Annotated in this window: 8 protein-coding genes; 4 read left to right on the top strand and 4 right to left on the bottom strand. The window is 61.6% G+C overall.

Translation table 11 applies throughout. The features are described 5' to 3' along the window. Positions 1-5: 5 nt before the first annotated feature. Both AB5I78_RS17875 and AB5I78_RS17870 read right to left on the bottom strand, forming a co-directional pair. Entirely contained in the window at positions 6-398 is a 393-nt protein-coding gene (locus AB5I78_RS17875) for a MerR family DNA-binding transcriptional regulator (RefSeq protein WP_106578810.1), read from the bottom strand. A gap of 296 nt (positions 399-694) precedes the next feature. Then, positions 695-1,630 (bottom strand): LysR family transcriptional regulator, encoded by a 936-nt coding sequence (locus AB5I78_RS17870; protein WP_017136514.1) that lies wholly within the window; start codon positions 1,628-1,630, stop codon positions 695-697. Between the two features lie 166 nt (positions 1,631-1,796). On the opposite strand from AB5I78_RS17870, the gene AB5I78_RS17865 reads away from it, so the two are divergent. Continuing rightward, positions 1,797-3,026, top strand: coding sequence for an acyl-CoA dehydrogenase (locus AB5I78_RS17865; RefSeq protein WP_145163992.1), 1,230 nt, complete (start codon positions 1,797-1,799; stop codon positions 3,024-3,026). A gap of 153 nt (positions 3,027-3,179) precedes the next feature. On the opposite strand, the gene AB5I78_RS17860 is transcribed toward AB5I78_RS17865, so the two are convergent. Next, a complete protein-coding gene (locus AB5I78_RS17860) occupies positions 3,180-4,505 on the bottom strand; it encodes a substrate-binding domain-containing protein (RefSeq protein ID WP_369303198.1) in 1,326 nt (441 codons plus the stop codon). Between the two features lie 199 nt (positions 4,506-4,704). Next, positions 4,705-5,517 carry an exodeoxyribonuclease III gene (gene xthA, locus AB5I78_RS17855; protein WP_106578806.1) on the bottom strand — a complete coding sequence of 271 codons (813 nt, stop codon included), beginning with the start codon at positions 5,515-5,517 and terminating at the stop codon, positions 4,705-4,707. A 168-nt stretch (positions 5,518-5,685) separates the two neighbouring features. On the opposite strand from xthA, the gene AB5I78_RS17850 reads away from it, so the two are divergent. From AB5I78_RS17850 to AB5I78_RS17840, 3 genes are all read left to right on the top strand, one after another. Continuing rightward, positions 5,686-6,336, top strand: a complete 651-nt coding sequence (locus AB5I78_RS17850) for an N-acetyltransferase (RefSeq protein WP_145163998.1) — start codon at positions 5,686-5,688, stop codon at positions 6,334-6,336. Between the two features lie 64 nt (positions 6,337-6,400). Next, on the top strand, positions 6,401-8,128 hold the full coding sequence (locus tag AB5I78_RS17845) for an autotransporter assembly complex family protein (protein WP_262207522.1): 1,728 nt from the start codon (positions 6,401-6,403) through the stop codon (positions 8,126-8,128). After that, positions 8,128-11,814 (top strand): translocation/assembly module TamB domain-containing protein, encoded by a 3,687-nt coding sequence (locus AB5I78_RS17840; RefSeq protein WP_369303197.1) that lies wholly within the window; start codon positions 8,128-8,130, stop codon positions 11,812-11,814. Before AB5I78_RS17845 ends, AB5I78_RS17840 begins: the two co-directional genes overlap by 1 nt. Positions 11,815-11,858: the final 44 nt, after the last annotated feature.

Here is an 11,858-nt window from a genome sequence, read left to right as displayed (position 1 = left end):
TATCGTTATTGGCCAACCTGGCTCATGGTCTGCGCGAGGGCCTGGGTGCAGCGCTCTTCGGCGGTGTCCAGTTCCAGCTTCATCTGTTCGATATCCAGCAGTTGTTGCTCAAGCTGCTCACGGCGTTCGGCGATTTTGGCGAGCATGCTGTTGAGTTGAATGTGGTTGCCGCTGCTGGGGTCGTAGAGTTCGATCAGCTCGCGGCACTCGGCCAGGGAGAAACCAATGCGCTTGCCGCGCAGGATCAGTTTGAGGCTGACCTTGTCGCGCGCCGAGTAGATGCGCTCCTGGCCCCGGCGTTCCGGGGCCAGCAGGCCTTGTTCTTCATAAAAGCGAATGGCGCGGGTGGTGATGTCGAGCTCGCGGGCGAGGTCGGAGATGCTGTAGGTCGTACTCATGGGGGCGCTCAAGAAGGTCTTGGCGCTAAGCTAATGTCAGGTTGACGTGAACGTCAAGCTGCCTTTCCAACCTTATGAGCGGGCGTGTTGTGGCGAGCAGGCTTGCCCTGCGTTGGGTGTGACGCGCCTGCAATAAACATTGACTCAGTTTTTTAGATAAAACGCGGCGCCTGGGTTTGGGGCTGCTACGCAGCCCAACGCAGGGCAAGCCTGCTCGCCACACAGGGCCTGTTTGTCACACAGGGCCTGTTTGCCACACTGGGACTGCTCACCACAAAAGGTCTGCTTGCCATAGGTCAGGCTTGCTTGCCATCGAGCTTTTTCTCATGCGCCGTCACCTGTTGGCACAACTCGATCATTTGCTCGCGCATCCAGCGGTTGGCCGGGTCCTGGTCGGTGCTTTCGTGCCAGTACAAGTGGGTTTCTACAGGCGGCACGTCATTGACCGGCAGGTTGAACCAGTGCAATTCATGGCGCCTGGCAAAGCGCTCGGGCACGGTCATCACCATGTCGGTCTGCTGCAACACTTGCGAGGCCATCAGGTAATGCTGGGAGCGCAGGGCGATCTTGCGCTGGATGCCCATCTTGCCCAGGGCCAGGTCCACATGGCCCAGGCCGTTGCGGCGGCTGGAGATATGGATATGCGTCAGCGACAGGTAGTCATCCAGCGTGAATTTGTCCTTGCCCGCCATCGGATGGCCCTTGCGCATGGCGCACACGTAGCGGTCTTCCATCAGCTTGACGTGGCGCACTTGCGGGTCGGTGTTAAGCGGCGCATCCACGGCAAAATCCAGGCGCCCGGCGGCGAGTTCCTTGGTGGTTTCGCGACGTTTGGACAGGAAACTCTCGATCACCACCGTCGGCGCCAGGCGGCGCAGGCGCTGGAACAACAGCGGCAGAATCACCGCTTCGGTGAGGTCGGTCATGCTGATGCGGTAGGTCTTGGCCGCCTGCTGCGGGTTGAAAATCCGGCTTTCCTGCACCGACACCCGCAGCAACGACAACGCATTGCGCACCGGGCCGATGATGTTCTGCGCCATCGGCGTGGGTACCATGCCCTGGGCCGTGCGCACGAACAACGGGTCATTGAAGGTTTCGCGCAAGCGCGCCAGCGCGTTGGACACCGCCGGCTGGGTGATGCCGACGATCTGCCCGGCACGGGTCAAGTTGGCTTCGGTGTAGATCGCATCGAAGACAATAAAGAGGTTGAGGTCGACCTTGCTCAGATTCATTTCGTTGCGCTCTTATTGTTAGGTGGCGATTTGTCAGGTGCTCAGGCGCCGATCATATATCGGTGATGAATGTTAATACACGCCGAGAATAGGCTAGGTAAATTATCAGCGCTGTTCTAGCATCGATTGCATGACCTAAACAACCTCTCAGAGAAGGGAGCTGCTCATGGATTTCGCCTATTCGCCCAAGGTTCAGGAACTGCGTGAACGCGTCACTGCATTCATGGACGCTTACGTTTACCCGGCCGAGCCGGTGTTCGAACGCCAGGTCAGCGAAGGCGACCGCTGGCAGCCCACCGCCATCATGGAAGAGTTGAAAGCCAAGGCAAAAGCCGAAGGCCTGTGGAACCTGTTCCTGCCCGAATCCGAACTGGGCGCCGGCCTGACCAACCTCGAATACGCACCACTGGCCGAGATCATGGGCCGCTCCCTGCTGGGCCCGGAGCCGTTCAACTGCTCCGCTCCCGACACCGGCAACATGGAAGTGCTGGTGCGCTACGCCAACGCAGAGCAAAAACAACGCTGGCTCGAGCCGTTGCTGCGCGGCGAGATTCGCTCGGCCTTTGCCATGACCGAACCGGACGTGGCGTCCTCAGACGCCACCAACATGGCCGCCCGCGCCGAGCGCCAGGGTGACGAGTGGGTGATCAACGGCAAAAAATGGTGGACCTCCGGCGCCTGCGATCCGCGCTGCAAGATCTTGATCTTCATGGGCCTGAGCAACCCGGATGCACCGCGTCATCAGCAGCACTCGATGATCCTGGTGCCGGTGGATGCCCCCGGTGTAAAAATCGTGCGCCCATTGCCGGTCTTCGGTTACGACGACGCCCCGCACGGCCACGCCGAAGTGCTGTTCGACAACGTGCGCGTGCCGTACGAAAACGTACTGCTCGGCGAAGGTCGCGGCTTCGAAATTGCCCAGGGCCGCCTTGGCCCAGGCCGTATCCACCACTGCATGCGCTCCATCGGCATGGCTGAGCGCGCGCTGGAACTGATGTGCAAACGCTCCGTCAGCCGCACCGCGTTCGGTAAACCATTGGCCCGTCTGGGCGGCAATATCGACAAGATCGCCGACTCACGGATGGAAATCGACATGGCCCGCCTGCTGACCTTGAAAGCGGCGTACATGATGGACACCGTGGGCAACAAAGTTGCGAAAAGCGAAATCGCGCAGATCAAGGTGGTGGCGCCGAACGTGGCGTTGAAAGTGATCGACCGCGCCATCCAGATTCACGGCGGCGCCGGGGTTTCCAACGACTTCCCGCTGGCCTACATGTACGCCATGCAACGCACCTTGCGCCTGGCCGACGGCCCGGATGAAGTGCACCGTGCGGCGATCGGCAAGTTCGAGATCGGCAAGTACGTGCCCAAAGAGCTGATGCGCAGCGGGCAGTAGATGTAGCCAGCGGGCTTGCCCCGCGTTGGGCTGCGCAGCAGCCCTGAAACCATGCGACCGGTTCTGCCTGGAAGAGTGCGTGTGATTATGGGGCTGCTGCGCAGCCCAACGCGGGGCAAGCCCGCTCGCCACAGCGGGCTTGCTCGCCAGGCGTCAGTGCACCCAAACCTCCACTCGCCGGTTTTTGATCCGCCCCTCGTCCGCCGTGTTCGCCGCCACCGGCATCTGCGCGCCGAAGCCGAGAATATCGCGCAGCACCACACCGTTCTTCACCAGTTCCCGGCGCACCGCCATTGCCCGCAACTTCGACAGTAGCGCGGCGCGCTGTGGGTCATTCTTGGCGTCGCCAAACCCTACGAGCGTCACCTGCTTGTGGAGTTTGTCGTGGCTTTTCAGGTACGCCACCACCCGCTGCAAATCCTGGCGCGCCTTGTTGTCGAGGCTGGCGCTGCCCTCTTCGAAGCGAAAGTTCACGCTCAGTCGCTGGGCCTCACGCGCGATGGCTTGATAGTCCGCAGGCATCGACGGGCGCGGCTCCACGCTGATCGCCTGCACCTGCTGCGCGATAAAACCGTTGGCTGCAACAATCGCCTGGCCTTTGCTGCTCTGGGTAAAGTCCACGAGCGCCTTGGCCCACGGGTTGCGGCTCGAGGGCGGCAGGTAAAAGAACAGTCGGCGTGACAGCGGGTAGTCCTCGGTGGCAATCAGGCTGTTCAACGGCAACATCGGTTGTGAGTCGCCATCGACGATTGCCACGGCCTTGGCCTGGCGCACATACGGCAGGCCGATAAAGCCGATGCCCTGAGGGTCCTGGCTTACGGCGTCGGACAGTTGCTCACTGGATTCGAAGCGCTTGGCAGGTGCCAGGGGTTTACCGCGCAGGCGTAGCACCAGTTCCTTAAAGGTGTCGTAGGTGCCGGACTGATCATCCCGGGCATACAAATGAATCGGCCCGCCGATGCCGCCCAGTGCCTCCCACGTGTCGACTTCGCCGTTGAAAATCTGCGCCAGTTGCTCGGTGTTCAGGGTATTCAACGGGTTTTGCGGGTTGAGGATAATCGCCAGGCCATCAATGGCGATCACTTGCTCAGCCTCGGGGCTTTTCAGGTCGCCCAACGGTTCAAGGTCCACCAGTTCGCTGTCCTTGATCGGGCGCGACGACGCGGCGAGGTCGGCGCTGAGGTTTTTCAACGCGGCGAACCCGGTACTGGAACCGTGGGCCGCCACCTCGATGGTGACCGTCCTGCCTTGGCGGGTCTTGCCGATCACGCGCTGTTCATTGGCGCCGTCGCCCGGTTCACTGTGCACCGCCTGCAAGCCCTGGTATTGCATCATGCCCATGACCAGCGCGGGCCCGAGCGCGGCGCCGATGGTGTTGGAACCCTGGATGCGCAACGCGGGGTCTTGGTCGGGAGCGGGCAGGGCAGCGGCAACTGCGTAGAGGGGCAGGATCAACAGGAGCAGAACGCGCAGCATCATGCCGGCACCTTCTTAAGCCAAAGGGAGTGCCGGGAGATTAAGTCAGTAAGGTTTCAACGGTGTGACGGGCACACAAACAACCCAAAGGTGGGAGCTGGCTTGCCTGCGATAGCATCAACTCGGTTTAGCTGGAAGACCGAAGTGCCTGCATCGCAGGCAAGCCAGCTCCCACACAAGCCAGCTCCCACATTGAGTCGCGTCAGCTCAGTTCCAGCCAGATCGGCGCGTGGTCCGACGGCTTTTCCAGCGCCCGAAGCTCGTAGTCCACGCCGGCATCCTTGACCCGCGGCACCAGGCCGTTGGACGCCATGATCACGTCAATGCGCAGGCCGCGCTTGGGCTCATCTTCGAACCCACGGCTGCGGTAATCAAACCAACTGAAGCGGTCGGCCACGTCCGGGTTGAGGTGGCGGAAGCTGTCCACCAGGCCCCAGTTTTTCAGGCGGGCCATCCACTCGCGTTCTTCCGGCAAGAAGCTGCATTTGCCGGTTTTCAGCCAGCGTTTGGCGTTGTCGGCGCCGATACCGATGTCGCAGTCTTGCGGGGAGATGTTGATGTCGCCCATCACCACCAAGGCCTGGTCATTGCTGAACTGGCTTTCCAGCAGGTGCTGCAAATCTTCGTAGAAGCGTTTTTTGGCCGGAAACTTGGTTGGGTGGTCGCGGCTTTCGCCCTGGGGGAAGTAGCCGTTCATGATGGTCACGGGGTTGCCGTTCTCATCGGCGAAGGTGCCCCAGATGAAGCGGCGCTGGGCGTCTTCTTCATCGCTGGCAAAACCTTTGTGCACGCTCAGCGCTTCTTTGCGCGAGAGCAGGGCCACGCCGTAATGGCCTTTTTGGCCGTGGTAATAAACGTGGTAGCCCAAGGCCTGCACTTCGGCCAGCGGGAACTGGTCATCATGAACCTTGGTTTCTTGCAGGCCGATCACGTCGGGTTGATGCTTTTCAATCAGCGCCGCCAGCTGATGAGGGCGGGCGCGCAGCCCGTTGATATTGAAGGAGACGATTTTCATGGTCGGCAGTCCAGTCTGGCAAAAGGGCGATGCTAGCCGACAAGTCCGACGGGGGCCAGCGTGGCGGTCGAGCAGATGCACTGCTAATGTCTGGGAACGACTGGTGCTGCGTAGGTTCGTACCCATAAGAACGCCATCTTCTGAATGGCGCCCAGGGAGATTGACTGTATGCCTGACACTTCGACGGCCCTTGCCGAGATCCGCCTGCTCAACAGCGGCTATTCGCGCGAAGCGCGCTCCATGCTCTACCAGGCTTATCGGCATGAGCCGACGTTCGCCTACATCTTCGAAGCTGAACGCCCAGGCTATGAACAGCGGGTACGCGCCACGGTGCGTGAGCTGGTCAAGCAGCATTTTTTTCAGAAACTGCCCGCCATCGGCCTATTCGTCAACGACCGGCTGATCGGCATCGCTCTGATTGCGCCACCGCAACGGCGCCTGGGCATTACCGAAAGCTGGGCGTGGCAATTGCGCATGTGGTTGAGCACCGGTGTGCGCGGCACTCGCCGTTACCTGGAATACCATCACGCAGTGCTGGCGTGCCTGCCGACCGAGTCGGTGCACGTACTGCCGTTGTTGGGCATCCACCCGCAATTTCAGGGCAAACACTATGGCGAGCAATTGCTTGAGGCCGTGCACAACTGGTGCGCCGACGACCCGCATTCCTCAGGCGTAGTGCTCGATACCGGCAACTCACGCTACCTGGATTTTTATAAGCGCCAGGGCTATGAGGAAATCGGCGAAGTGGCGATAGGGCCTATCCTGGAGCACGTGTTTTTCCACCCCAATCCGCAGTCGTTACATGTTGCAACGGCTTAATGCAGAATTATTCAGATAATTCCGGGTTCAAAGTCTCTCCCCAGCTCGTGTAGCATCCGCGCCTATGAAGTTTCCAGGAAGATTTACCAGCGGCTTGATTCTGCTGTTCACAAGCTGCGGCGCCTTGGCGCAAAGCGAATTGGACGTGCGGATCAAGCCTACAAACGACGCGTTGAAAGCCAACATCGAAGGCTATATCGGCGGGGTAGGCGATCGTGATGAAGAAGCCCTGCTGCGGTTCAGCCGCGGCGCCGAAGAGCAGGCCCGCAAGGCGGCCCAGGCGCTGGGCTACTATCAGCCGCAAATCGTCAGTGATGTGAAAGGCGGCAAGAATCCACGCCTGATCCTCACCATCGACCCCGGCGAGCCGGTGCATTTGCGCAACGTGACCATTCGGGTTGACGGCCAGGCCGCGAGCCTCAAGGCTTTTCGCGTGCCCGACAGCAGCGACCTCACATCCGGCGCCGTGCTCAACCACGGCCACTACGAAGACGCCAAGCGTCTGATCCAGAACCAGGCCTCGCGCTACGGCTTTTTCAGCGGGCGCTTTACCAGCCAGAAACTCTCGGTTGACCCCAAAGCCGGCGTCGCCGATATCGAACTCATTTACGACAGCGGCCCGCGCTACAGCATGGGCAAGGTCAGCTTCGCCGGCGACACGCCGTTTGATGAAGACCTGCTGCAACGCATGGTGCCGTTCAAAAGCGGCGACCCTTACGACTCCGAGCTGATCGCCGAACTCAACCAGAACCTGCAGGCGAGTGGCTTTTTCGAAACCGTGCGCGTAGACGCAAGCCCCGCAGCCTCGGCCAACGATGTGATCCCGGTGGCGGTGCAACTGGACACCCGCAAGCCGCGCACCATGGGCCTGGGCCTGGGTTACTCGACCGACGTCGGCCCGCGCGGCAAAGCCAACTGGACGCGTCACTGGGTCAACCCACAAGGTCACAGCTATGGCTGGGAAGCCGAGCTGTCGGCGCCGCGCCAGAACGTCGGCCTGTGGTACGACATCCCGCTGGACCCACCGCTCACCGACAAACTGCGTTTTGCCGGCGGCTACCAGAATGAAGAGATCGCCAATACCGACACCCTGAGTAAATTGCTCACCCTCGGCCCTGAATGGCACAGCAAATTGCCCAGCGGCTGGACGCGGGTCATCTCGCTCAAATACCAGCGCGAAGAATACCGCCTGGGCAATGACTCGGGCCTGAGTAACCTGGTGATGCCGGGGATCAATTATTCCTACCTGCGCAGCGACAACCGCATCGACCCGCACAATGGCTATCGCCTGATGTTCGACGCCAAGGTCGCCAAGGAAGGCCTGGGTTCCGACACCAACCTGCTTTACGGCACCGCCACGATCAAGGGCTTGACCACCTTGTGGGACAACCACCGTTTCCTCGGCCGTGCGCAGTTTGGCGGCAGTGCCACCAATGGCTACAAATCGGTGCCGCCATCGCTGCGCTTTTTTGCCGGTGGTGACCAGAGCGTGCGTGGCTACGAGTACCAGACGTTGTCACCCGAAAACGATCGCGGTGACCGCATCGGCGGTCGCTACATGGTGGCGCTGAGTGCCGAATATCAATATTCCATCGCCGAAAAATGGCGGATCGCGACCTTTGTCGACCAAGGCAACTCCTTCAACAGCCTGGACATGCCGAGCCTGAAAACCGGTGTGGGCGTGGGCGTGCGTTGGGTGTCGCCGGTGGGCCCGATCCGCCTCGACCTGGCCCATGCCCTGGAAGATCCGGGCGGCATTCGTTTGCACTTTTCCATGGGGCCTGAGCTGTGATGCGTGGTTTGAAAATAGCGGGGCTGGCCATCGTGGCAGTCTTCGCCGTGGTGTTACTGGCACTGTGGGCGGTACTCGGCAGCCAAGCGGGCAGCCGCTGGGCCTTGAGCCAGGTGCCCGGGTTGACGGTTGAGAATTTCCAGGGGCATTTGGGTGGCCAGTGGCGTGTCGACCACCTGCTGTGGCAGCAAGACACCAGCCGGGTCGAGCTGAATGCGGCGAAGTTCGACTGGTCGCCGGCCTGCCTGCTGCGCATGACCCTGTGCATCAACCAGCTGGACGTGGAACAGGTCAGCCTGCAATTCCCACCCAGTACCGATGACAGCAGCAGCGGGCCGATCCAGCTGCCGGAGTTGAAACTGCCGGTGGCGATCCAGTTGGGCGACGTTCGCGTCGGTAGCCTGCTGTTCAATGGCAGCGAAGAGCTCAAGGGCTTGCAGCTCGCGGCGCACTGGACCGCCGCGGGCCTGCAGATCGACTCGGTGCACCTGCAACGCGACGACCTGGTGCTGGACTTGGCCGGTCTGCTGCAACCGACCGGCAACTGGCCGCTGAGCGCCACGGGCAACCTGAGCCTGCCGTACGCGCCCGGCGGCGCGCCGTGGAAGGTTGCCCTCAAGCTCGACGGAGACTTGCTCAAGACCCTCAAGCTCGACGCCGACAGCAGCGGCTACCTGCCCGCCAAACTCAGCGGTGAGCTGCAACCACTGGTGGAGAACTTGCCCGCGCAATTGCACATCAGCGCCGACGGCTTCAAACCCAGCGCCGACTTGCCCGACACCCTGCAACTCAATCAACTGGACCTCACCGCCAAGGGCGACCTGAGCAGCGGTTATCAACTGCTGGGCAAGGCCGTGCTGCCTGCGGAAAAAGGCCCGGTAGACCTGCTGCTGCAGGGCAAGGTTGACGCCAAGGGCGCGCAGATCGCCGGCCTGGATTTGAATGCCGGCGACCAGCAAAGCCTCAAGCTCAGCGCCAATCTGGACTGGCAACAAGGCTTCAGCGCCGACGCCAAGATCGATTGGCTGGATTTTCCCTGGCACCGCCTCTATCCATTGATTGATGAGCCGCAGTTCGCGCTGCATACGCTCAACGGCGAGATTTCCTACAAAGACGGCAATTACCTCGGCAACCTCAAGGCCGACCTCGACGGCCCGGCCGGCAAATTCAATGTGGTCACGCCGTTCAGTGGCGACCTCAAGCAACTCTTCCTGCCCGAACTGAAATTGACGGCCGGCCAAGGCAAGGCTGAAGGCCACCTGAGCCTGCAGTTTGCCGACGGCATTGCCTGGGACACCGCGCTGGACCTGTCGGCGTTGAACCCGGCGTACTGGGTCGCGGAGTTGCCGGGCACGTTGGCCGGGCCGCTGCGCAGCAAGGGCGAGTTCAAACAGGAACAACTCAAGCTCAACGCCGACCTCGACCTCAAGGGCCGCTTGCGCGGTCAGACTGCCGTGCTGGCGGCCAAGGCAGAAGGCGCAGGCGAGCAATGGACCCTGGCCAACCTGGACATCCGCCTGGGTGATAACCGCATCAATGGCAGCGGCAGCCTGCAGCAACGTGTGGCCGGCCAGATCGACATCAAGCTGACGCGCCTGGCCCAGTTGTGGCCGCAACTGCGTGGGCAGATCAACGGGCGCGTCGATGTGGCCGGTACGTTGAAGGCGCCGCAAGGCAAACTCGACCTTAAAGGCCAGCAACTGGCGTTCGCCGACAATCAACTGCAAAACCTCACCTTCAACGCCACACTCGACAACGCCCAGCGCGCGAAGATCGACCTCAAGGGCAGTGGCATTCAGGCCGGCGACACCCAGGTCGGCACCCTGACCGCCAGCGCTCAAGGGGATATCAAAAGCCAGAAAGTCCAGTTGGACCTGGCCGGGCCGCTGGTCAAGCTGGGCCTGGCGCTCGATGGCAACCTCGACAAAGGTAACTGGCGCGGGCGCCTGGCCAGCGGTGACGTTCAAGCCGGTGGCCAGGACTGGAAGCTGCAAGCCCCGGCCAGGATCGAACGCCTGGCGGACGGCAAGCTGACCTTTGCGGCGCATTGCTGGGTGTCTGGCCCTTCCAGCCTGTGCGGTGAAGATCAGCGCCTGATGCCTGAGCCGAAGTTGCGTTACCACCTCAAGCAATTCCCTATCGACAGCCTGGCTGCCTTTATGCCCAAGGATTTCGCCTGGCAAGGCAAGCTCAACGCCGACGTGCAGCTCGACCTGCCCGCCAGCGGCCCTAAAGGCGTGATCGCGGTGGATGCCAGCGGTGGCACCCTGCGCGTCAAGGACAAGGCTCAGTGGGTGGATTTCCCCTACGACACCCTGAAGCTGGAAACCACCCTCAACCCTAAACGCATCGACACTCAGCTGACCTTCCGTGGCGGCAAGCTCGGCGAGTTGCTGGTGCAGGCGCAGATCAACCCGTTGCCGAAGAACAAGCCGATCACCGGTAATTTCAGCCTCAACGGCCTGGATCTCGCCGTGGCCCGACCGTTTGTGCCGATGGTGGACAAACTCACCGGCAAGCTCAACGGTAACGGGCGTATCTCCGGTGGTTTGCTGGCACCGCAGGTCAACGGCAACGTGAATCTGGTGGGCGGTGAAGTCTCCGGGCCGGAGTTGCCGATCAGCCTTGAAGGCTTGAACGTGCAGGCCCTGATTGCCGGCGAAAGCGTGCAGTTGAATGGCGCGTGGCACAGCGGCAAGGCCGGGCAGGGCAGCCTCAAGGGGCAGATCGACTGGGGCCAGGCGCTGGTGGTGGACCTCAGCCTGCAAGGCGCGCAATTGCCGGTCACGGTTGAGCCTTACGCCAAGCTGGAAGTGGCGCCGGACCTGAAAATCAGCCTGAAACACGACAAGCTGGCGATTGCCGGCAAGGTGCACATCCCGCGTGGCGACATCACCGTGCGTGAATTGCCGCCGTCCACCGTCAAGGTCTCCGATGACACCGTGATCGTCGGCAGCCAGACCGAGGAGGGCAAGGCGCCGATGGCGATGGCCATGGACATCGACGTGGTGGTGGGCGAAGACCAGCTCAACTTCGCGGGCTTCGGGCTCACTGCCAAAGTGCAGGGCCATGTGCACATCGGCGACAACATGGACACCCGTGGCGAGCTGTGGCTCAACGATGGCCGCTACCGTGCCTACGGGCAGCGGCTTGACGTGCGCCGCGCGCGGCTGTTGTTTGCAGGGCCATTGGACCAACCGTTCCTGGATGTCGAAGCGGTGCGCGTCGTTACCGAACCGTCCAGAACGGTGACGGCCGGTATTCGCTTGAGCGGCAGCGCCGAACAACCGACCACGCAGATCTTCTCCGAGCCGACCATGCCTCAGGAGGATGCACTCTCGTATCTGGTACTGGGGCGTTCGCGCAACAACACCGGCGAAGACAACAACATGCTGGCCGAAGCCGCCTTGGGGCTGGGGTTGATGGGCAGCGCCGGGGTGACCTCGGATATCGCCAACAAGCTGGGTATCCAGGACTTCGACCTCGACACCCAGGGCACCGGCAATAACACCGCCGTGGTGGCCAGCGGCAAGATCACCGAAAAACTCAGCCTGCGGTATGGGGTTGGGGTGTTCGAGCCGGCCAGTACGATTGCCTTGCGCTACCTGCTGAGCAAGAAGGTGTACCTGGAAGTGGCCAGTGGCGTGGCCAGTTCACTGGATATCTTCTACAAGCGCGATTTCTAAACCCTCACGCACAAACACTGTGGGAGCTGGTTTGCCGGCGATGG

This window comes from Pseudomonas sp. N2-3-1-14, assembly GCF_041228395.1.
In the GTDB taxonomy this organism is placed as follows: Bacteria; Pseudomonadota; Gammaproteobacteria; order Pseudomonadales; family Pseudomonadaceae; genus Aquipseudomonas.
This window is presented reverse-complemented; position numbering and strand designations above follow the sequence as displayed.